Here is a 23,007-nt window from a genome sequence, read left to right as displayed (position 1 = left end):
CATATAGAATAATATCCGAAACTGCCTGGATCAGATGACTAAATTAGAGTCTTGTCACTTAATAAGTCAATAATAGATGAATGTTAACTTGTTATCTAAGTAGCCAGATTACTATAAAAAAGTCACTATTATTTAAATACTAAAAACATGTAACTATTCAGCCTATCACAATCTGCCTATTGATACTAATTTCATCGAAACGGAGATGTTTGCTCATTAAAAACCTAATAATCAAAAAAGCAATCAATAGCAACAATCAAAATAAATAGTCATAATAAAATTTACGTCTCAAATTTGTGTTAAGATTGCGATTGATAGTGTTTTTATCAGGCTGAATAGCTACAAAAACATAAATATTGATCGATCCATCAAACCTTTTCAGACTCTTCATCGTGCTCTTGCACAATGTTTTAAATAGAGAAACATGATTAATGATACTTTACGCAATAATAACAATTACTGACCAGAAAGATTTCAGGCTTAAGTGATCAAGATGGCCTTAATAAAAGAAGAAGACATTAAAGTCCCATTAGACGTGCCTCAGGATGCACGTGATACATACATTGAGAATTATATGGAGATTACCCGGAAAACCGGCAGATTGATGCTTTTTGCAGGTGACCAGAAAATGGAGCACCTTAACGATGACTTTTTCGGTGAAGGCATACCTGCCGATGATAATGACCCGGAACATCTTTTCAAAATAGCTGCAAATTCAAATATAGGAGTCTTTGCCACACAAATGGGCCTTATTGCCAGGTATGGCATGGATTATCCAGACGTACCATATCTTGTAAAAGTAAATTCCAAGTCACACCTGTTAAAAACAAAACAGGATGACCCATTCAGTAACCAGTGGTATGATATGCAACAGGTGGCCCAGTTCCGTGAGAACAGTGGTCTTAAGATACTTGGCATCGGCTATACAATATATCTTGGAAGCAAGTACGAAGCTGAGATGCTCTATCAGGCTGCACAACTTATCTATGAAGCACACCAGTACGGAATGCTGACTGTCCTCTGGATCTATCCAAGAGGAGAAGCTGTGGAAAATGAAAAAGATCCACACCTCATTGCAGGTGCAACAGGTGTCGGAGCATGCCTGAACGCAGACTTTGTGAAGGTCAACTATCCAAAAGCAGAAGGAATGAGATCCGAAGATGCATTCAAAGAAGCAGTGTTTGCAGCTGGAAGGACAAAAGTTGTTTGTGCCGGTGGATCCAGTGATGAACCTGAAGCCTTCCTTAAAAAACTCTATGCACAGATACATGTCAGTGGTGCGCAGGGTAATGCAACAGGAAGAAACATACACCAGAGACCACTTGACGAAGCAATGAGACTATGCAATGCCATCTATGCGATAACTATAGAGAATGCTTCAGTTGAAGATGCATTTAAGATATACAAAGGCAAATAATTGTAAGATCTCCGAATGCATGGCCAGACCATGCAACCTTTTTTAATTATTTATCCATACATAGGTTCTAATTCTGCTCTTCCTGAAAAAATAATCAGTATAGCAGCCAACGAAGGCTACAAAAGTCTGCACATTGCCAGGACAATCATTGAAGCACATAAAAGGAATATCTGGATTGAAAGTGAATTAGAAAAAGGAACAATAGGCCACATCAGACTGCCAAACCCAAAACACGGGGAAATTAAGAAATAAATATCCAGATGTTTGCAAGGCAAACATCTGAAAAATTGTTAATTACAGGAGCAATCAAAGTCAAATCCCAGTAGGAAAGTACCTGTTCCATGGAGATTGTCAAGCCCCATCTTCCCCTTAAGATACTCGTCACTTGGAGGAGAAGGCGATGCAAGCACTACATTGCACACATTATTCACACACTCCACATCCTTGCATGGTTTGGGCGGTAATACAACGACCAGCGGATTTGTTTTAGCATCCATTTTTTTGAGGACACTTGTGTCGTATATAACTATATTACCAATCACAAGTTTATCCTTGCAGGATTTCACTTCCTCAAGTTTAGCCTCATCGTCAAGGTCCTGGCCTACAACGCAATCGTTGTGCATCAGAATGACGTTTGGGCCTTCTGGCCAATTGAAATCCATATTAGTTGTAAAAGCGAAAATCACATCGCTTTTCAGGACTGCTTTTACACCCTTGTTGTCACCCCTGCCAAGTCCCATCAGGGTCATTTCATCAGCCTTTTTCTCAAGTTCCCTGATAATCTCCCGATCCTCTTCATTAAGTAAAAGTGTATTTCCTACACCCTTCATATTTATGATACATGTTTTTACATTTTCTATGATTGCATCATGTTCCATGAGTATCCCTTCTTTATTAGAATGATGTGTTGAATTACTTATCAGGTGTAATATTTGTGCATATTTAAGTATGTCGCATGTGAAAACATATTAGCAAACAAATAGCCAGCTTAATGGATTACCTTGAAAAAGCCTGCCCGTGGCTCATAAATATGTCCTTTTGACAACAAAGACTTTAATAATGAATCTGCAATGCTTTCCGGTAGACCCATGGAAACTGCTTTTTCCACATAGTCAGAGTAACTAAAACCACTGCCATAATCAATGCTTTCAAGAATGGATTGGACTATGTTTTCTTGACCCTGTTCTTCCTTCTGCCGGTCAAAAGAAGACCTTATAGAACAAAGGGCCCTTTTTACACCACCCTTTAAAGAATCATAATATTCCTTGGTCTTGTGATAATAATCCAGTGAAAGACACATACCGCCTGCAAGTGAATGTGGAACATCACATGACAATATCCTGTCCATTAATTTTTCAGTACCGGTGCCTGATGAAAAGAATTTGTCAAAAGCCTCTATGCGCTCAAGGGTCTTTTCAGCAGTATCCACTATCCACCTGTCACGCATAGATTCATCTGCATAATTGATCTCCTCCGGACGCAGGGATACATAAACAGAGCCATCTCCAGGCTCATAGGAACGCACCTTGCCGAGCACCATCACATAAGAAGGTACTTTTAAAGTTGAGAGAAAGACTGATGCTTCTGGCTGGTAACTTCCCGCATAGACCGTAAAAGCCCCTGTCGGATCAGAGATGCGGGCCCTTAAAAGTTCTTTTTCATTACCCTGCTGGTCAGAAAGCCTTTCCACTTCTGTGACTACACCCACCACAAAGATCCTGTTAACTTTCAACCCTGTTGGACTTATGAGGAAATTTGGAGAATAGACATCCTGGCCCCCTGACATAGAGGATTTTGAATATAAATGAAAACGGGAATCATTGAATTCTTGTGCGAACATCCTATGTGCTACTTCCCTCTCAACCATTACTCATCACACCCCTCCCCCATATTACCCAGAAGTTTGTCGATACGCCCCCCAAGATCATCTTCAGGAACCCATACAGACCTAGCCACCAGCGACACACCGAATTCATTCCTTGAAGAATTACCGCGGGCTGCAAGATATTTACCGGTCAATACCTTTTTCATATCTTGAAATACAGCATCATTGGACATTGAACCCTGAGACATTTTTTCCGCATCATACATACTTTTTCCATAGATGGCCTCAGAAAGCTCACGATTCAGCATCAAATGAACTGCGCCGGTACCATCATCAAGAATTGCCTTGATACGCATATCCATCATATGCTCTACTTCACCATGGGACCGGCAAGATGATTTCTGTGTAACACGATTGCATACAGGACACCTTTCAATTAGGCCGGACCCTGGCCTGACAGATATTACATTTCCCTTGACCGTTACATCGAACATGCCTTCTTTTTCAAGGACTTTCTCAATAGCTATCGGTAAACTTGCCTTGTTCACTGATTCCATTGTAAATGAAAAATCCTCTCCATAATCCAGACGTTCAACAGAAGTGTTCTCATTGAAATTAATGGATGGCAAACCCCTGAACATCCTTACAGCTGCACCTTCAATACGGACATAATCACCGATATCAAGTGTTTCCAAGGGAACCCATGAGGTAAATGGGAGTTTTGCGGTCTCATCGGCAATAACACCTTCGACCACGGTTATTTCTTCCCCTTTTAGCAGGATCTCGCGGTGATACATCTCAACTACCAGTACAACCGAACTTACAAATACATCTGCAGGAACAATTTCACATAGTTTTTTGAGATTGCAATGAGACATCTGCTCAATGTCGGGGAGTGAACCGGCCTGCAAATATGTGATAGTGGACCTTTTTCCAAAATACAGCTCCGGCCGGTTATTCCACAAACGTGTATATGCATTTTTGATATTTATGGTATCTCCGGATTTTAAGGATAAATCATCCCAACATGTGAAAGAACAAATACCTGTGCCATCACCGAGAGTTCCTGAAAAAATGGACTTCTGTTCCCCCTGGATCGATACAGTCTTTTCAAGGATATCAATAATACGACCCGTGATCTCTATTCCATTTAATCCCGGAGAAAGGTCTTTTACCTTTACAGAATTGGAAGAAACTGATGCATATTTGCTTTTCAAAATTTTTTTTGCTTCCTCAAGAGGAACACGATACTTAAGGAGCTTTTCCAGTTCCTTGCTAATCTCCTCCGTACTAATGTTTCCAAGCGCCATTGTTAATTCTTCTATATGTGGCGCGATTTTCTCGTCCATATGGAATCCCCATTATTTGAAGTAGGTAATATTGTATTTCCTGATTGGCAATAAAGATAACCTTAATACAAAGACATTGACTCTTGGTCTGCAATATCTGAAAACATTTATGAACTATCAAACAACATACTCTTTAAGCCTGTTTTCAAAAGCTAAGTAAAGCTGATGCAAAAATAGGACACCAGTTAATAGGGGGACAAGGAAAATGCCAAAACTTGCAATCGTATATCTTAGTACACAGGGAAGTACAAAAATGATGGCTGAGGCCATTGCAGAAGGTGCACGTGAGAAACATATAGATGCTGATGTCAATAACTTCTATGAATGGGATCCTATTGACGTAGCTAAATACGATGCCATTTGTATTGGATCTTCTACGTTTTACTATACAATGCTTGAGCCTATTGCCAAATTCATAGACAAGCTCATAGAGATAGGCATAGAAGGAAAGATTGGTGCTGCATTTGGCTCATACGGATGGAGTGGGGAAGCTCCTGTGCAGATAGCTGAAAAACTTAGAAAAGCTGGTGTGGACGTTATCGATCCCGTATTGAGAGTACAGTACATACCTGACAAAAAAGACTTGGCAGAGTGCATCAGACTTGGAAAGGACCTGGCATTGAAGATGAAAAAGAAGCAAAAATAGGTCTGCAGAAAATTCTGTGAATATGGTATTATTTATAACAGTCGTTCTACGATAGCCATTATAACTTCAAAAGCTATGAGGACTATGACTATCCACTCAAGGTAATTGGAATGCTGGATGTGAACTTCTGCGGAAAGCATTGAATAATTTTCCCGGATAACTTCGATCTTGTGACTTACACTTTCACTCCACTGGCTGCTTCGAAGCATTTTTAAGACAGATGCATATACTCTGGCATAGTAGATGTCTTCTGTGACCTTGATAAGGTTATTTACTTTTTCTGTTACTTCAGACAGTTCTGTATTATTCTGCATCAGCTGCATCATGATAAGACGATACTTGTGCCTCCTTTGGAATTGAGGGAGTTTGTCGGCAAGCACGATGTCTTCGTACATCTTTCCCATCTGACGGCTCAATTCCCTGTCATAGTAGCGCAGCTCAAATACCTGCACATTTGCAAATTCAATGAGGTCAAAAAGGTCGGTAGGGCTATCCGGATTGCATAACAAGGCGGAGTCCCAGGAGAGAAGAGCAAGATCGTCGCTTGTATAACTTTGTGTGCCTTTCAGAATTTCCTCCCTCATTTGAGATGAGAAATTTCTTTTTTCCCCGGCCAGTAAGGGTATTGGATCTATAGATTCATCCATCCAGTCCATGAGGTAGATAGTGTAGTCCTCATAGAACTCAGGACTTAACGAAAAGCCCCTTATGTGGGGTTTGAGTATATCGGCAAGTGTATTTAGGTATAAAAGGAACATATCAGAAAGACCTTCCTGTCCCGGAAAAAGAAGTGCGGTTTCCTCCAGGAGAGCAAAATCCACCTCATTCCTTTCATAAACAAAACATAAGCTGATGGCCCCCATATCAAATATACGGGCAAATACGGTGAATTCGAATGTTCTGCCTTCTTTTTCAACACTGGACTGACCCATTTTTATCAAAAGAGGCGGAACATCCATTATGATGGACGTGGGCTTGACACGCAGGAAACTTGTTCTGGCTGTAAGGAAACTTTTAGCAAGTTCCTTTTCCAGCCAATCAAGATCTATTTCCAATCCAATATCATAAATCCTGTAAAAACGAAGGGCTATCAAGGATCTTTATCTCCTTCAAAGAGTTATGCACCCAATATATAGTAGAGTGTTCACTTGTTACTCCCTCCAATATGTTATTCATATAGATACAGGCATCGGTCTGAACGGAGAACAGGATAAGGCCATTTTGTGTGCGAATAATTTCAATTAAATCTGAATTTGCAATCAAGAGGTAAAAACGGTTAAATTATGAATATATCTAAAAATGTACTGACAAGGTACATTTTTAGCCGTATAACGAAGATTCGGAGATACTTATGCAAAAATCCTAAAAATAGATGGCAAATCAACCCTGATATGACAAAATAGACTGATTTCATGTTTAAAGCATCTTAAAAAACTATATATAGGTTATTTTGCTAATTAATAGATGAAATTCAACCAGATTGATAATATAATACGTATAAGAGGATATTTATGACAATAATACCATTTGCACCAATTGAGAGAGTCATCAGGAATGCAGGAGCACAAAGGGTCAGTGAATCAGCAGGAATGGCACTTACTGATATCCTGGAAGAGTATGGACTGGAAATAGCCAGGGAAGCCATAAAACTTGCAGAGCATGCCGGAAGAAAAACTGTTAAAGCTGAAGATATAAAACTTGCAAAAAATATGCTGGGCAAGTAATGCCCATTGTTTTTTTATTTATTATGATGCCGGAAGCATCAAATTATATCTAAAAGGCTTATTCCTGTCAATGTGACAGCACTGACTATCACTCCGGCTATTAGCACACCTGCAAATATAGCAGGCAAAGCATGCTGGAACTTGATTCCGAAGACAAATGCTGCTGCGCACCCGGTCCATGCACCCGTAACCGGAAGAGGAATCGCCACGAATATAGTTAATGCAAGTATACCGTATTTTTCAAACCTCTCCGAATGATTACGATGAGTTCTTCCAAAAAGCCAAGAGAAGAAATGGTCAAATATTGTGTACTTCCTGAGATACGTTGAAACAGGATACAGATACAAAAGTAATGGGACCACAGGAATCATATTTCCCAATACTGCAAACATGAATGCAGCAACCGGATGCATGCCATATATCCCCATAGCAATAGGTATAGCTCCTCTCAGTTCAAATATTGGCATTGCACCGATGATAACTGTTGCAAGCCAGTGAGGAACTGAAGAAAGCAAGTCCAGTACCAATACTTCAAGACTCACTTGGATTCCTTTCCTGATAAGACAAAATGTGCCAGCAGGGATTCCAGTTGTATTCTCTCATTGGCACCTTCTGTGAGCCTGAAATCAATTTCACCGATAACGTCTATCAACTCAACCATCCGCTTTTCAGGAATATCAAGATCAAAGATAGACCTGTATATCTGTCCGACCACATCCTCGCCTGAAAGACCCTGTTCAAGCAAAAGGCTGTCAAGGTGTTTCCTTGCAGCACTGAAGCTACCCCCCAGAGCGGCTTCTATGAGGTCACGGACCTGCTCTGGCCTGGCTGTTGCAGTTATCTTGTAGATAGCATCCTTATGAATAGTATCTTCTATCAAAGCTGCGGCCTGAAGGGCATTTATTGCCTTGCGCATGTCACCCTGAGCAACATATGTGATAGCATCCACACCATCATCTGCGATATCAAGCCCTTCATTCTGTGCCACAAAACGGACACGTCCAGCTACAGCTTCATCGGAGAGCGGACGGAACCTATAAACAGCACACCTGGACTGGATAGGTTCTATTATTTTGGATGAATAATTGCATGATAGAATGAAACGACAGTTGTTTGTATAACGCTCCATGGTACGCCGCAAAGCCGACTGGGCATCTGAGGTCAGGGCATCAGCCTCATCAAGGAAAATTATCTTGAAATCTGCACCACCAATTGGTGTTGTTTTTGCAAAATTCTTTATCTTTGTCCTTACAACATCAATACCTCGCTCATCGGAAGCATTGAGCTCAGTGAAGTTCTCACGCCAGGAATCACCAAAAAGCTCACGTGCTATTGATACGGAAGTTGCCGTCTTTCCAACCCCAGGAGGACCTGAAAACAGAAGATGTGGAAGGTTTCTCGTTTTTATGTACGATTTAAGCCTTTCTACAGTCTCTTTCTGGCCAACCACGTCATCTAGCTTAAATGGCCTATACTTTTCAATCCAAATCTCTTCTTTAATTTCAAACCCTCCGCATAAAAAGATGCATTCCTGCAATATAGGGAGATGTAGTTTTTTAACTTTTCGTAGATAAAAAAGATACACAGGATTATGCCGATAAGGCATTTCCCGCATAATTTACTGATAGATCTTCCTGTACGCATAGGTACCTAGGACAGGAACCTTTAATAGAGCACCCGTGTACGCAATTATGACAAATACCAGTATCAAAAAGAGTGCAAAGAATCCAAGGAAATCAGCTATGATCCATCCAACAAATGGTATCCATCCCACTACAAAGATCAATATTGAAAGAGGGAGGAATATCAGCAGTGACTGCATTGCATGGAACCTGACAAACTTATTATCCGGCTCTATGAGCAGGAAGATTATCCCTGTGATCCAGAAACCCACGTAGCTCAATGCTGCTACGATGTTCTCATCCAGGCCTATCTTTGTCTTATATGTCATATGATCACCTGATAGAAATTGTATTCTGCGGACATTTTTCCACACATATCCCACATGCTGTACATTTATCCTGGTCGATGATTGCAAGGAAGTCAGTAACGGTTATAGCCTCCACAGGGCAGCTCTTTTCACATATCTTACAACCAATGCAACCTACTATACAGGACTCTTTCACAGCCTTTCCTTTATCATGTGACATGCAAAGTACATGTACTTTTTCAGATTCCTTTGCAAACACAAGTATGTCATTGGGACACGAAGCAATACATAATCCACAACTGGTACAGAGATTCTTGTTCACATGAGGAAGACGGTCTTCACCAATAGAAAGAGCATCAAACGGACATGCACGTACGCAGGTTCCTCTGCCCATACAGCCATAGTTACAGCCTTTCTCCCCATCAGAAAGCAGCATGACAGCCTTACAATCTTCAAAGCCCACGTACTCAAAACGGTCAACGCAATTAAAACCGCCGTTGCATCTGACAAAAGGATATTGTGTTTCCCCTACTGAGACATCCTGTCCGAGTATACCCCCTATCTCTTTAGCTACATCAAATCCACCAACTGGACAGCCGTTGATAGGCGCATTCTCATTTACCACACGCTCTGCAAAATCAGCACAGCCTGCATAACCACATGCCCCACAGTTTGCCCCTGGAAGGACGCTTAAAATCTCCTCCACAAGAGGATTGGTCTCAACCTTGAACTTCTTTGATGCCACCATAAGCATGACACCGACAACCAATCCGAGACCACCAAGGATTGCCACTGCCTGTGGAAGTAAAGTGCTATAGTCTGTAGTCATATTGGGATCACCCAGAAATAATTAACAAAAGCCATAGAAAGCATCATTGCGATAAAAAATGCCTGTGGGAGTCCCTTTATGGATGAAGGAACATTCACAAAGGTCGAACGTTCCCGGATAGCAGCCATCAAAAGCATGACAATGGTATATCCAAGACCTGCCGATGTTCCGAAAACCACACTCTGTATGAAATTATAGTCTGAGTTAACATTGAGCAAGACAGCACCCAATACCGCGCAGTTGGTTGTTATTAGTGGAAGGTATATTCCCAGCGAACGATAAAGTGACGGGATGTTCTTCCTGACAACAAACTCCACAAGTTGTACGAGTGCTGCTATTACAACAATGAAACTTATGAGGTCCAGGAATTCCATTTTAGTTGGTACTAGAATATACGTATAGATCAAATATGATACAGTAGATGCCATTGCCATGACAAATACCACGGCACCTGACATTCCTGCGGCACTCTTGACATCTTTGGTCACACCCACGAAAGAGCAGAGTCCAAGGAACTGAATAAGAAGGAAGTTCTTAATGAAAAGACCATCCATAAAGATAGCAAATAACGCTTTTTCCACCATTTTAACCACCTTTTGCCCTCTTCTTTGCTCTCTGATAGTTCACGATAGCCATCAAAGCCCCTATTGTAAGGAAAGCTCCCGGTGGCAGAATCATTGTTGTCACAGAAGGATTAATAGGTAGAGTGAACAGAATGTAATCGAATGTAACTATCTGCCCGGTACCCAATAGTTCCCTTATACCGCCAATAAGCATCAATACAAGCAGAAAGCCTGTAGAGATACCCAGGGCATCTATGAAAGAATAGAACACGTTATTCTTATTAGCATAAGCCTCAGCGCGCCCGATGATTATACAGTTTACCACGATAAGCGGTATGAAAACACCTAATGCTGCATACATCGGCGGGAAATATGCCTGCATTATCATCTTTACAATTGACACGAAAGTCGCTATGATGATGATAAATATTGGAAGTCTCACAGCCGAAGGAATCTGTTTTCTCAGGGCTGAAATGAAAATATTTGAACAAATAAGTACGAATGCCGTACCTGCAGACATGCCTATCGCATTCTCGACTGAGGTAGTCACTGCCAGTGTGGGGCAGAGGCCCAGAACAAGTCCGAATATAGGATTGTCTCTTGTAATACCACGAATATATTCACTTAAAGGGTCCATAATAACACCTACTTCTCTGCCTCTTTTATTTCACTTATTTTAGAATTCAAAGCATCAACCACTGCCTTTGAGGATATCGTTGCACCAGTTATTGCATCTATAGATCCTCCTGAATTTGAAAGGCTCAGCGATGCAAGTGGGACATCGGTGAATTGGTTCCTGAATGCAGGCTCTATAATCTTTGCGCCAAGACCCGGTGTCTCTTCATGGCTTAAAACATTCATTCCCCGAACAGTTGTAAACGATGAATCTACCCCACCCGCCACAATTATCAGACTCTGGGAACCTCTCTGCTGCTTGAAGAACGCATAACCTATGATATTACCAGAAGCATCCTTTGCACGATAGTAAAGTACCTCCCTGTCACCGTCTTCATTTATGACAGCACCTTCCACAGGTTCAAAGTTATTGTTGGATTCAGGAATGAGCTCGTTTAGAATCGCCACCCGGGAATTTTCCTCATTTATCTTAAGCTGCACACTTGTAGGGACATAGGTGATACCCAGCAAGATAGCAGCCACGACTGATATAAGTACAATTTTACCTACAACTACGATTGTCTCCTTATTGGATTCACTCATTCTTCATCACCTCGAATTTAAGGGAGGCAGGAACTTTATCCATTACACGCCTGTACACCTTCTGAGGAAGGGACTGTGTTCCAAATGACGAAGGCATTGTATTGATCTCTATGAAAGAGGCAACACAGTTTGCAAGGAAGATACCGTATAATGTTCCATCAACATAGTTACCGAAATAACCGTAAATGGAAACCAGAAGACCACAGGTGACGCCATATACAAGACGGCCGGTCTTGGTAACAGGAGATGTAGGTGTATCAGTTGCAAGGAAAAGAATACCGAAGAAAACAATTCCAATCATTGCATAAGGTATCTCAGGACTCATACTCAGGAAAATGAAAAGCTGTGACATGTACATCAATGGGTTCAGTACACCATCATGAACCAGCGCAGATACACCTGAAATGAACAATAATGTTTGTGGGAATAAAACCATTGTTGCAAAGAATGCAAGAGGAATTCTCCAGTCAACATACTTCTTGTATATCAGGTACACACCACCAATAAGTGCTATAGGGGAAACGTCCACCATCAGACCAGCACCATGCTCAAGTATAAGGTCGGAGAACTGACCTGTATGGGGAATCGATAAAGGAATCATGTTGGAAGACCAGGCACTTCTGATAAACACCCATGCTACAAGAACAGGATTGAATATGTAAGAGCCAATTCCTCCGAAAACATGTTTTCCAACTGCAATGGCAAAGAATCCACCGACAACTGGAATCCATAAAGGAGCTTCAGGAGGAATCAGTAAAGCAAGCATAAGTCCTGTCATAGCTGCATGCCCGTCAGTAATCGTTAACTTCTGCTTCAACATCGTCTGTATACCGAATTCAGTTGCAACTGCAGCTAACACCGATGCAAGGATAATTCCAAACGCAGGAACACCAAAGAAGTATATAGCTACAAGGCACAGAGGAAGCAGGGCAAGTATTTTACTTAAGTTCAATGACCTGAAGTCAAGTTTGTCTTTTTTATGAGGGGGAGCTGAAATTGTATATGTCATTTTACTCACCTCCGCAGGCACAACCGAGTTTGAGATTGGATGACTCTTTAGAAGGCATATCTTCATAAGCCATCTCTATTGCATCTTTTGCGTACCTGATAAGCTGAAGTATGTGAATCTTAGATGGACAGACTGCTGCACAGTCACCACATTCGATACAGTTATCGATATGCAGCACCCTGCATTCATCAAAGCGACCCTGGTCTGCCATAACAGCAAGACGGCTTGGTATGAGTTCCACAGGACAAACATCCACGCAACGTGCACAATGGATACATGCGACAGATTCGTCCCTGATGACTTCTTCCGGCTTCTGCATAGATATCCTTGTAGTTCCTTTGGTCACCGGAACGAGATCCGTGTACTGGGCCACACCAGTCCTTACACCATTGGCAATTATCTTGCCTATCTCACCGGTAAAACCACAGGCTTCAATTATGTCTTTGAAAGGAGTACCTATTTTTACACGGATATATTCCATATTATCGGAGAAACCTTCAATAGAAACCACGGTCTCATAATATGGCTTGCCTTCATGAACAGCATCATAAAGAGCCTTTGCGGATTTTATACTGCAGATAGCAACACCCACATCCGTCGGGTCACAACCAATGTCAACCTTTCTTCCTGTTACATTATAAGTAAAAAAGTTGAGTATCTTTTTACCGTAGATGCGTTTCTGGGATACGACAACTATGTCTGAACTTTGTTCCCTGAAATAATAACCAATCCTGCGGCTGCCAACCAGTGGAGCTACTCTCAGCTTTTTCTTATCAACCTCAATACCTTCAAAAGCATCGATTGATTCCTTGTCATCAATCCTCAATACAATGGCTCCTTTTTTGGCACCTGCAGCTTTCATGAGCAGTTTAAGGGCATCCATCATCTGGGATGCATAATCCCGGGGAGTCTTAAATGTGCCACCGATCCATTCGGAGGATGTAGCATTTATAAGTACAGTGTCAATATTCTTGCCTTTGGGTTTAAGGACAACATGAGTTGGCATTCCATAATGCTCTACGATGCCTGATTCCTTTATGAGCTCTGCAAGTTTTTCAGGCTTGAGGTCCTTGCAGGGAGAGAATGCAACGGTTTCATCGCACTCTTCCGGGTGGATGATAATACTCATTGCTTTGTTACCATCAGGATGAGCAGACTCCTCAATAGCAATGACCTCGCCGCAGACACTTGAATGAACTGCAGATGAGTTATAGTCCTTGCTCTCACCTATCTTTTGGCCAATGAGAACCCTGTCACCTTTCTTAACAAGGGGTTCACAAACCATGCCCCTGTGCTGCCTTAGTGGAATAATTATCTTTTCCGGTAATTTGTCCAATGTCTTGATTTCCACTTTATCACCTCTTAAGGATACCATAGAATGCTGGTTCCCTTACAACCTCTTTTGGTTTCGCTCCGGGGATGGTCACATCTATTGTCTTTGTCGAAAAATCTGTTGGGGGAGTTGTTTCTGCCGGGTCCCTGTCATAACCCAGAGATTTCCAGTTGATCACAGGCACAACACTATGGCAGTCATCACAATCCCTTACATCGTTCCCAAAGTGAACATTCTGAAGTGTTTCAGAGGCAGATACACCATGACAATCTGCACATACAAGTGGGTCAGCAAGACCTACACTGGAACTGGCAATGTTATGGCTTACCTGGTAATACATCTCTACATGCCTGAGAACTGCATTCGGATAATCAGGAACTCCGTCCATGTTTCCATCATATGAACGAATCTCCTCTTCAGTTACAATCCCATCGCCATCAGCATCTGCACTCAGCACCTCACCAGAAGCAATAGGGTTTCCAATAGAAGGACTGTTGTCAGGATCTGCAAGCACAGCCTGATCGACCCCTGCATCCCACCAGATACCTCTGATTATATTGAATGGTTTTAGGAGAGAACCCTCTTCCCGATTCTGTGCCGTTGGCAACAGGTCATAGTATACTCCTTGAGACCATCCAAGGGTGGGTGTGAATTCCGAGTCATATATAATATCCTCGCGCACACCGCTTGCCCAGCTGAATTGCTTGACAACAGGAATTCCTGTGATGTCGCTACCAGGAAGGGCAGGAATATGACAGGATTCACAGCTTATGAACGAAAGGTGAGCGTCAACCATCCCACCGTGTGATATGCCAGCGTGGCACCCGGATGAATCACAATCCTTGACACCAGCCTCATATTCCATATGTGCGGACCCTGTAGAGAACAGGTATTCCCTGCTTCCGATATTGTGCTCTTCCGTTTCGTGGCACTCCTGACAATCAAGTTTGTCATGAACATCATATGAAGCTGAATCTTCAAGCGTCCATGCTACAGCAGTTGTAGATATATCGCCGGTGTGACAGTTGCTTCCACAAAGGGCTTTACCTGGGGCAGCATTAACCTTATCGTGCACTTCTGTTACAAGAGGTAAAGGCGCCAGTACATCAAGAATATAACTTGCCACATAAAGTGGTTCTTTCTGCAACTTGGCCCGGGATTCTTCAATTGCTGCTTCGTTGGCGTTTGAGAATTCACCAGTGGCTATGCTTTCCGCACGTGCCTGGAAATCATATCCATCATTTTGCTCGTGGCAGATCATGCAATCAATATCAACGCCATAATCTGCCATGTAGCCACCGCCGGGGTGAACCTGTCCATAGGTTACAGCCATGGTGTCAACATCAATACTATCAATGTCAACACCATATTCCATGATGGATGACCATTTTTTCAAGTCCTGCTCTACGTGAGATGATATGGCAACTTCTCCGTACATACCTGCGTGGCACCCGCCGCATGAACTGTCAGACCATTTCTGCTCAGTCATGTAATGAGCAGAGAGAGCTTCGTTACCACTGTAGCCAATGTAAGCATATACACCGGATGCTGCGAACATCACAACGAGTATTCCAACCAGTATTAAATCCAATTTTGCCATGCTACCTCTACTCACTTTTCCGCCGCTTCTTCAAGCTGTTTGATGACAACTACAATACTGTTCCTCAAACTCTGCTCATTTATTATTTTCATGTCATTCGATACGTAGTTATTGATCTCATAAGACTTGCGTACTACACGTACATTAAAATCAAAAACTTTGTCAAGAAGACCTTTTTTTGGAGTTGCTCCTAAAAAGTCCACATCCATGTGATTGCCAAGTACATTAGCTTTAAGTTCAATTTTATCAAGAGGTGAACCTGGTTTCACATAAATAACATGATGTTTCACAAAACCAAAGTGTTTCTCTATACCTCTCCAACCGTACTCTTCCATTAACTGATGAAGGGCTACAACAAGATATTTGTCCTTGTTTGAACTGGTTCCCGTACCTGATCCTGTGCTGGGATTGCTCATTCTATTACTTCCTTCGGATGAATATAATAACCATAACAAAAGGAAATTCATTTCCTTCTATACCGCAGTACATAAGTTTAATATTAATTATCTCTTTTCATACTGCATGAAGTATAAAACTGTTGCCATTGGACTGATAGCGATTTTCACAGTATTATTCATGATAAATTATGCAATCAACCAAGATACTGACGAACCTGTTAAACAAAACAGTTACTCCAGCACAAGAAACATAATGGATACAACAGTCACGATATCTGTTGTAAGCTCCAATGAAACATACGCCTCAGAAGTCATAGAACATGCTTTTGACAGGATATACTATGTTGATGAGCTCATGAACAACTATGATAATGATAGTGAACTCAGTGTACTTGACACCAAAGGATACGTACATGATGCAGACCCGGAACTTGTCTATGTGATGAAGAGATCACAATATTACTCGCAGATGAGCAAAGGAACTTTTGATGTATCCATACAACCTATTCGAGACCTGTGGGCAAGCAAGTATAGCCCTGGTGGAACCTATGAATACCCCACACCTTATGAGATAAACGAAACACTTGCACTGGTGAATAACTCTGCCATAATTATAGAAGGGAACAACATCACTCTTGGCGATGGTATGAAGATTACCCTTGGAGGAGTTGCAAAAGGATATGCAGTTGATATGGCAATCGAATCTTTGACCTCTGATGGCATAATTTCAGGCTTCGTTAATGCCGGAGGCGATGGAAGATATATTGGCACCAAACCAGATGGCAGCCCGTGGAGAGTAGGATTACAGAATCCAGGGAAAAGTGAAGAGGCCGTTACAATTATGGATATAAGCAATATGGCTGTTGCTACAAGCGGCAACTATGAACGATACTTCAGTGATGCTGCAAAAGTATCACATATCGCAGACCCCCGAACTGGTTATCCTTCCCAGAACCTTATCAGCGCAACTGTGATTGCCGGTACTGCAATAGATGCTGATGCATTTGCCACTGCAGTTTTCATACTTGGAGAAACCGACGGGATAGATATGATAGAGAACCTTGATGGAACAGAATGCCTTATCATCACGCCGGATAAGAGAATATTGCGCTCCAGCGGTTTTTCCAGTTACGAAACAAACTGATCAAAAACCGGAAACTCATTTAAGGCTGACTTCATGAAGGGTCTCGTAAACAGGACCATATGGACTCAGAGTGCTCTTTTTTAGCTTCAGGGCATCAACCGTCATAGTTCCCATATCTATATCGGCCAGTTCTTCGAGCAACTCCAAAAACTCTGCTTTTTTCTTTTTTGGAAGATACTTTACCCTGGCTAACGTTGCATGGGCATTGAAACTATGAAGATTCCGTTCGAAATCAAATGAAGAAAGCGAACTGTTGATTGATTCATACAGTTTATCAAAATTACCATTGCAGCCCAACCATAGGACCTTGGCGAACTTCGGCTTTGGAAAAACACCAACTCCTTTGACATGTGCTTCGAAAGGTTCACACTTTACCAGGTCAAGGGCACTGGAAATACCAGAGATCATATCATCGGGCACGTCACCCAGAAACTTCATGGTAATATGTACTATATGCGGATCTACAAACTTGAACTTGAAATCGTTGAACTTTGATTGGACATCAGCAATTTTATCATGTAACTCACCAGAGAGATCAACTGCAACAAATGCTCGCACCAAACATATCACCAATTATCATTTATAGTGGATACTTAAATTAATAACGCTACTGAAGAAGTTTTATTTATAAAAACGTGATATATAATATATTATGTTTTAATAGTTTTATCGTTGATATAAAACTGAGGGGATAATTTGGACAGTACAGAGCTAGTAGTCAACGCTGCTGTAAGGCTTGCAGAAAGACTGAAGTCTACGGCCATCATAATATCAGGCGAGGTGTTTTTTGGTAAGATAGAGACATCTATACCAGTATATTTTGCGATCCGCAAGCAAAAGAACCTTATTGATCACCTGGTGACAAGCAGCAAGACAAAGGAAGAGCATTTCAAAGAAACACTGGATAAGATAGGTCAGCAGGCTGCAGGGAAAACAGAATACGTAGAAAACATCTCAGCTATCGAGTTTATGATGGAAGAAATTGAAGAAGGCACAGTGGTCGGAATAATAGAAAGCAAGGACTCATATGCTATTATTGTCCACAATCTTGCTGACAATCATCTTGTGAAAAAATTGGCGGAGTGTGAAGAAAGGATCTCTTCAGACATACTGCGTGCAGTACTAAAAGTGGCTTTTGATATTTCAAATACAGGACGCGAAAGCAAACAGATAGGTACGGCATTCATTGTGGGCGATGCTGAAGAAGTCATGATACGCTCACACCAGATGATCCTGAATCCATATACAGGGCAGAAAGATGAAGACAGAAACATACTGGATAAGAAAAATTGGGAATCCGTTAAAGAGTTTGCTCAGCTTGACGGCGTTTTTATCATATCGGAAGAAGGGAAAATAGAGGCTGCCGGAAGATACCTGGATGTAGACGCAAGAGACATTTCTGTTGAAAAAGGCCTTGGAGGCCGCCACGTATCGGCTGCTGCAATTACCAGAGATACGGTTTCTATTGCAATAACTGTTTCGGAATCTGGAGGAGTTATGCACATCTACATGGACGGAAAGGAACTTATACATATCGAGTCAACGGAAAGAGCCATACGTATGTGTTAATGATTCAAAAGACTGTATTTATAAAAAGAGAGGCACGTCTATCAGCAAAGTGAACGTTGGTTTAAAATAAATATAAGCTATCAGAAGGATATATAGGATAATTGAAAAATCGCACGGCTGAAGTTATTAAACTTTTTTTCAATATAGCCGCTTTGTGCATCCGTTAAACAAGAATACATAGATTCTGCACAAATATCTAAAAAGTTTTGCCGGCATATTGCCGGCCTTTTATGCTAAAATATTCATGTCCTTAGTATGGCAGCTTTATCTTACCGACTTCATCCATTATCAATGCGATTGCAGTGTAGAGTGAAGCAAGACCAAGGAGAAGGGTTATTATCCCTGCAACCATTCCGCCAACAAGAGCAATGCTGAAGAAAGTAAGGTCCAACAGTATGAAGGTCAAGATTATTGCCTTTACGCCGATCTTAAAGGTTACGATAGTCAATAGTGTTGCTATGATACCCCATATTATAAGGTACCAGAAACCTGCTGCTGAACTCATAGCAGGCATTATTCCGCCAAACATTCCTATTGATGTAGCTATCTGGATAAATGCCCAGGAGAACCAGAACAGAGCAAATGCACCGAATGCAGATGCACCAAAAGTGTCTCCTTTTTTCCAGAGTTCAAGGCTGGCAATCAACTGAGCAAATCCACCCAGGAATATTGCCGTTGAAACAACCATTACAGAATCAGCGAATATTCCCATTACCATTAATCCAAGGAATGTAGCTGCAAATCCTAGACCGAAGAAGCCCAGTGGGGCAGGACTTGCAGTAGTATCTTTAATTGTAATTTCTCCTTCCATAGTATATCACTTCCCTAATATAAGTATTATATAACTGTTAATTAATTTTGATTGTATTATAACTGTTTATACTGACTTTAAATAAACTGCCAGAAATATTATCTCCATCGAATTTTGTAAATACTGTAACTGCTTGCTACCTCCTTCAAGTGTTACCAATTTCACCTCCAGATAAGGACTTTAGAATAGAAGTATATATCATTTTTGATTATTACAAAATGGGATAATAAAAAAAGAGAGTTTATTTACGAAATAAACCGTTTAAATAGCTTGAAAAAAGATATAAAGTATAGATAAACCTTTTTTTGTGTTAAAACACTAAAAAAAACCTAGTAGATGTTAAAAATTCATTACAGTACAAATATATAAACACAAATAGCAATCTTTCGAACTGTTGTGTACAAACCACACAAAACAGACCCGAAAAGATTATATAACAGCATAGAATATAATGTTGCCTTCGTTTAAAATAAGTAACGTATCAAATCCGACTGATCAGAAACATTACTTGAAACTTACTTATATCTTGAAACGCAGCAGTGCAGCAATACCACCAAGTGCAAGCAATTTCTGGCCTGGCTCAAATATTGTACTGAAAACAACTATTTTACCCTGCGTATTCTCCACTTCCTGTAAAAAAGAGTCAATACCACCCTTTTCACGTTCCATCCTCAACATTTCATCGGCCACAAGAAGCGTCTCGATAGAGCCATAATCAAGGGCTATTTTTACTTCTTCGATACCATAGGCAACCTTACCATCTATGGCTATTTGCTTGAGTAACTCGTCCATCAGACGGGACTCACGGGCAATACGTGATTCTTCCATTATACGATCAACTGCCCCGCGCCTCAATACCTCCTGGAAACCGGACATTCCAATGGAAGACGTATCTTCAGTAACGATTCTTGAGAACAACTCTGGTTCTTTGGGCTGCAGGTATTTAAGGAAATCCTCTTTTGTAAATCCAGGACCTGCAACTACAATAGCTTCAGACTCTGATGCCGCATGGATGAGGTGCCCGGCAATTTCCTGAAAGAATACATCCCTGAGAGAGCCTTCGCCCTTTCCAGAGGACTGACTTATATGAGAATATACCTCTATACCATAGTGGCGCACAAGACCGATATCTGCATCCCCCTCTTCAATGGCAACTATGACAACTTTCGGGCGTTTTGAACTTGCCTCTGCTTCATCGATACGTTCGAGCTGGTCTTTTTTCCAGGTCTTTGTAATAGAAAGATCAAGGCCTTCCTCCACATTGAAAGTATGATAATGACCAGCATCCATCCCCTGTTCAATAAGACCGTGTATTCTCAGGCGATTTGAAAATCTGTGAAACTCAAGTTCCTCTACCCTAATGCCAAGCCTCACATTCTTTTTCTCGACCTTTTCCGGCCTAAGCTTGTCAGCAACAGCATCAGCTTTTCGTTTGGTCAGGGCAAAAACGAAGTCACCTTTCTCGATAATATACTTCAGGTGCCATAGGTCATCCAGTGTTTCAGGAACAAGTGTTATTTCACCTTCTCTGCCTTTCAAATATCTTTTTACCACCCTCATTGTAACACCTTCGGATATTTTTATTCTACTCAGTGTACGGATAAAATATAAAGTCCATTACTGCCCCTTGATATCAGATTCACCTGGTGGGAGCATCATTGATATCTTGTCAGGGGAAGCAATTTGTTTTACAAAATTGGATTCCTTTAATTTATCGACGTATATTTTGTATATCTTTTTCGCTACGTCATTCTGGTTGAACTTGCCCGGAGCCACCTCCACAACATGTTGCCCATATTTGCTGACAGCAGACAACGGCCCTCCTATAACCCGAGTATTACCTTCAAGCTGAAGGGCAATGGCCACACCTACTGGCACATCCCGGAAGTAATTTCGCTCACCACGGATAACGAAGGAACCTTTTTTAAGATACTCGCCTGATTCTGGTGTTTTTGATACCTGCTCAGGCTTTATCCAGTAACAATCACCACTGAACTGCCCGGATTTCCAGACACTTGAATAAGACACCACAAACTGTGCAGTTTCCTGCAGAGTCTGTTCCGGCACATCATTGCCCTGGGTTTTGATAATTGTGATAGGAGCACCTGCGGCCTGCGTGTGGAAAACCACATCACGCTTTTCCATGTATTTCTTCACAAGTTCCTCATTACTATCAGCATCCCTTCCTGCAACCACCAGGAAGCCATCTGAGGACATGAACCACCTGTAGCGCTCGTACCAATATTTCTTTGTATTGACCTTTCTCTTGTCTGATACTTTTTTCTCCCTCTTTTGCATTGCAATTTTCGTATCCTCTATGGCCTTCAGGGCCCCATCCTTTTTCCGGGTAAGTTTTTTAGCCTTATCATAATAAACCTGGGCATTCTGAGGAATGGTCAATTTGATGTCTATAGTAGCTTTTGTACCATCAAGATCAAGGACAATATTCCCAGCCGCAGAGTCAATGCTCACTATCCACTTTGCTGCATGAACATTGTCCTTTGCCTTTTTGAGAACGGACTTAATCTCATCCCATGAATAACCCTTTGAGCGGGCTTGATTAAGAACACCGAGTATCGATTCGATTTCAACGTAATATGCATATATCTTTTCTGCCACCTGGGTCTGCTTCTCAGCATCCTTCCCGAAGTTCTCGATTGCTTCCTGCTGTTTGTGGAGCCTGCGTTCAAATATATCGACTTTTTCCTTTTTGACTGCTGTAGCCTGCTCCTGCACAGATTCCGCGGACATTTTCCCAAAGGAGGCATCAAGAGCAGCATTGAATGTGGAAAAAAACTCTTTTTCATAATCCCTGTAAATGCCAAGCTCAAAAGGAAGCACATCAAATACCTGCATCTCCCCTTTGACATCTTTTTTGACCACGCATGGCTTCAGGGTTCCCGACAGAAGAGGTGAGAATACATCCTTTAATGCGGCAATGATAGCTGCGATACCATCTGGACCCACATCCTTTGCGACTTGGGCCTTATTGATACCTGATCTTGCACATACCTCTTCAGCAAGGACACCACCCAGATTGAATCTGGTAGCAATGGTCCTCACGACATCTGCATCTGAGATGGAGAATACTTTTTCAAGGTCCTCAACTCCTGCATCCACCGGACTTATCTGGGCTTCAGGATACTGATAGACCTCCCCACTGCGTATCCTTCTCCCTTTGAAGGTCACAGGCTTCATAGGCAGTATAATATTTCGTTCCGAATCCAGAAGAACAATGTTTCCCGGAGAGAATAATTCTACAACAAGAACAGTGTTCACACCACCACGTACAATACCAATCTCCAGTATTCTGTCAAAGTCATACTGTTTGACAAATGTGATGCGTCCTGCCATTATGTGTTTTCTGAGCAGCATCGGGAATGACTGCGGAAGCTTAGGACTGAGACGGAGATGCTGACTCATATGGGCTCGCTTTCCGGCCTCGATTACAAGGTTATCCCTGCCTTTATTATAAACAAAAAGGTTAATCCTGATCTCATCTGTTGCTGGCTGGTATATTTTAGCTATCTTGGCATCAATGATAGATGTCTCACCAGAGCTAAGCTCAAGTGCAAGGGCAGCCACATCAGCACTTGTCATTTCCTTCTTCATGCGTGGACTATAATGTAGATGGTGACTATA

The 23,007-nt window shown here is 41.6% G+C and carries 25 protein-coding genes; 6 read left to right on the top strand and 19 right to left on the bottom strand.

Features of this window, described 5'->3' with window-relative positions; all coding sequences use genetic code 11:
• Positions 1–493 precede the first annotated feature (493 nt).
• Entirely contained in the window at positions 494–1,417 is a 924-nt protein-coding gene (locus tag BB781_RS04640; protein ID WP_094227327.1) for an aldolase, read from the top strand.
• Positions 1,418–1,447: 30 nt separating this feature from the next.
• Positions 1,448–1,669, top strand: coding sequence for a hypothetical protein (locus BB781_RS15945; protein ID WP_129582626.1), 222 nt, complete (start codon positions 1,448–1,450; stop codon positions 1,667–1,669).
• A 38-nt stretch (positions 1,670–1,707) separates the two neighbouring features.
• Here BB781_RS15945 and BB781_RS04630 read toward each other — a convergent pair whose 3' ends face one another.
• The 3 genes from BB781_RS04630 to BB781_RS04620 form a co-directional block, all read right to left on the bottom strand.
• Complete coding sequence (locus BB781_RS04630) at positions 1,708–2,295, bottom strand: hypothetical protein (protein ID WP_094227325.1); 588 nt, start codon at positions 2,293–2,295, stop codon at positions 1,708–1,710.
• Positions 2,296–2,405: 110 nt separating this feature from the next.
• Positions 2,406–3,284, bottom strand: a complete 879-nt coding sequence (locus BB781_RS04625) for an RPA family protein (protein ID WP_094227324.1) — start codon at positions 3,282–3,284, stop codon at positions 2,406–2,408.
• Entirely contained in the window at positions 3,284–4,591 is a 1,308-nt protein-coding gene (locus BB781_RS04620; RefSeq protein ID WP_094227323.1) for a Single-stranded DNA binding protein, read from the bottom strand. Before BB781_RS04620 ends, BB781_RS04625 begins: the two co-directional genes overlap by 1 nt.
• Positions 4,592–4,796: 205 nt before the next feature.
• Between BB781_RS04620 and BB781_RS04615 the strand changes: the two genes are divergently transcribed.
• Positions 4,797–5,237: a flavodoxin domain-containing protein gene (locus tag BB781_RS04615; RefSeq protein WP_094227322.1), complete on the top strand. Its 441-nt coding sequence runs from the start codon at positions 4,797–4,799 to the stop codon at positions 5,235–5,237.
• A gap of 32 nt (positions 5,238–5,269) precedes the next feature.
• On the opposite strand, the gene BB781_RS04610 is transcribed toward BB781_RS04615, so the two are convergent.
• Positions 5,270–6,331 (bottom strand): hypothetical protein, encoded by a 1,062-nt coding sequence (locus tag BB781_RS04610; RefSeq protein WP_094227321.1) that lies wholly within the window; start codon positions 6,329–6,331, stop codon positions 5,270–5,272.
• Positions 6,332–6,748: 417 nt separating this feature from the next.
• Between BB781_RS04610 and BB781_RS04605 the strand changes: the two genes are divergently transcribed.
• Entirely contained in the window at positions 6,749–6,961 is a 213-nt protein-coding gene (locus tag BB781_RS04605) for a histone family protein (RefSeq protein WP_094227320.1), read from the top strand.
• A gap of 38 nt (positions 6,962–6,999) precedes the next feature.
• On the opposite strand, the gene BB781_RS04600 is transcribed toward BB781_RS04605, so the two are convergent.
• The 11 genes from BB781_RS04600 to BB781_RS04550 form a co-directional block, all read right to left on the bottom strand.
• Positions 7,000–7,503: a COG2426 family protein gene (locus BB781_RS04600; protein WP_094227319.1), complete on the bottom strand. Its 504-nt coding sequence runs from the start codon at positions 7,501–7,503 to the stop codon at positions 7,000–7,002.
• Positions 7,500–8,462 carry a replication factor C small subunit gene (locus BB781_RS04595; RefSeq protein WP_094227356.1) on the bottom strand — a complete coding sequence of 321 codons (963 nt, stop codon included), beginning with the start codon at positions 8,460–8,462 and terminating at the stop codon, positions 7,500–7,502. Before BB781_RS04595 ends, BB781_RS04600 begins: the two co-directional genes overlap by 4 nt.
• 117 nt (positions 8,463–8,579) lie before the next feature.
• Positions 8,580–8,912, bottom strand: a complete 333-nt coding sequence (locus BB781_RS04590; protein WP_094227318.1) for a DUF4870 domain-containing protein — start codon at positions 8,910–8,912, stop codon at positions 8,580–8,582.
• A 4-nt stretch (positions 8,913–8,916) separates the two neighbouring features.
• A complete protein-coding gene (gene rnfB, locus BB781_RS04585; protein WP_094227317.1) occupies positions 8,917–9,720 on the bottom strand; it encodes an Rnf electron transport complex subunit RnfB in 804 nt (267 codons plus the stop codon).
• Positions 9,717–10,304, bottom strand: coding sequence for an Rnf electron transport complex subunit RnfA (gene rnfA / locus BB781_RS04580; RefSeq protein ID WP_094227316.1), 588 nt, complete (start codon positions 10,302–10,304; stop codon positions 9,717–9,719). The genes rnfB and rnfA overlap by 4 nt, the downstream gene beginning before the upstream one ends.
• Position 10,305: 1 nt before the next feature.
• Positions 10,306–10,920 carry an Rnf electron transport complex subunit RnfE gene (gene rnfE / locus BB781_RS04575; RefSeq protein WP_094227315.1) on the bottom strand — a complete coding sequence of 205 codons (615 nt, stop codon included), beginning with the start codon at positions 10,918–10,920 and terminating at the stop codon, positions 10,306–10,308.
• An 8-nt stretch (positions 10,921–10,928) separates the two neighbouring features.
• Positions 10,929–11,501, bottom strand: coding sequence for an Rnf electron transport complex subunit RnfG (gene rnfG, locus BB781_RS04570; protein ID WP_094227314.1), 573 nt, complete (start codon positions 11,499–11,501; stop codon positions 10,929–10,931).
• Positions 11,494–12,510: an Rnf electron transport complex subunit RnfD gene (gene rnfD / locus BB781_RS04565; RefSeq protein WP_094227313.1), complete on the bottom strand. Its 1,017-nt coding sequence runs from the start codon at positions 12,508–12,510 to the stop codon at positions 11,494–11,496. The genes rnfG and rnfD overlap by 8 nt, the downstream gene beginning before the upstream one ends.
• A gap of 1 nt (position 12,511) precedes the next feature.
• Positions 12,512–13,861, bottom strand: coding sequence for an Rnf electron transport complex subunit RnfC (gene rnfC, locus BB781_RS04560; RefSeq protein WP_094227355.1), 1,350 nt, complete (start codon positions 13,859–13,861; stop codon positions 12,512–12,514).
• 4 nt (positions 13,862–13,865) lie between these two features.
• Positions 13,866–15,443: a methanogenesis multiheme c-type cytochrome gene (gene mmcA, locus BB781_RS04555; RefSeq protein WP_094227312.1), complete on the bottom strand. Its 1,578-nt coding sequence runs from the start codon at positions 15,441–15,443 to the stop codon at positions 13,866–13,868.
• Positions 15,444–15,454: 11 nt separating this feature from the next.
• A complete protein-coding gene (locus BB781_RS04550; RefSeq protein ID WP_094227311.1) occupies positions 15,455–15,859 on the bottom strand; it encodes a hypothetical protein in 405 nt (134 codons plus the stop codon).
• A gap of 106 nt (positions 15,860–15,965) precedes the next feature.
• Here BB781_RS04550 and BB781_RS04545 point away from each other — a divergent pair, with 106 nt between their 5' ends.
• On the top strand, positions 15,966–16,985 hold the full coding sequence (locus BB781_RS04545) for an FAD:protein FMN transferase (protein WP_094227354.1): 1,020 nt from the start codon (positions 15,966–15,968) through the stop codon (positions 16,983–16,985).
• Between the two features lie 15 nt (positions 16,986–17,000).
• Here BB781_RS04545 and thpR read toward each other — a convergent pair whose 3' ends face one another.
• Entirely contained in the window at positions 17,001–17,543 is a 543-nt protein-coding gene (gene thpR / locus BB781_RS04540; protein ID WP_094227353.1) for an RNA 2',3'-cyclic phosphodiesterase, read from the bottom strand.
• A 138-nt stretch (positions 17,544–17,681) separates the two neighbouring features.
• Here thpR and BB781_RS04535 point away from each other — a divergent pair, with 138 nt between their 5' ends.
• Positions 17,682–18,554 carry a DNA integrity scanning protein DisA nucleotide-binding domain protein gene (locus tag BB781_RS04535; protein ID WP_094227310.1) on the top strand — a complete coding sequence of 291 codons (873 nt, stop codon included), beginning with the start codon at positions 17,682–17,684 and terminating at the stop codon, positions 18,552–18,554.
• Positions 18,555–18,804: 250 nt separating this feature from the next.
• On the opposite strand, the gene BB781_RS04530 is transcribed toward BB781_RS04535, so the two are convergent.
• From BB781_RS04530 to rqcH, 3 genes are all read right to left on the bottom strand, one after another.
• Positions 18,805–19,365, bottom strand: coding sequence for an acetate uptake transporter (locus BB781_RS04530; protein WP_094227309.1), 561 nt, complete (start codon positions 19,363–19,365; stop codon positions 18,805–18,807).
• Positions 19,366–19,884: 519 nt separating this feature from the next.
• Entirely contained in the window at positions 19,885–20,925 is a 1,041-nt protein-coding gene (locus BB781_RS04525) for an mRNA surveillance protein pelota (RefSeq protein WP_094227308.1), read from the bottom strand.
• Positions 20,926–20,982: 57 nt separating this feature from the next.
• Positions 20,983–22,977 (bottom strand): ribosome rescue protein RqcH, encoded by a 1,995-nt coding sequence (rqcH, locus tag BB781_RS04520; RefSeq protein ID WP_094227307.1) that lies wholly within the window; start codon positions 22,975–22,977, stop codon positions 20,983–20,985.
• Positions 22,978–23,007: the final 30 nt, after the last annotated feature.

The sequence above is a fragment of the Methanolobus psychrotolerans genome, assembly GCF_002243045.1.
Classification (GTDB): Archaea; Halobacteriota; Methanosarcinia; order Methanosarcinales; family Methanosarcinaceae; genus Methanolobus; species Methanolobus psychrotolerans.
Note: the sequence above shows the minus strand (reverse complement) of the source record. Positions and strands in the feature narration are given on the sequence as shown.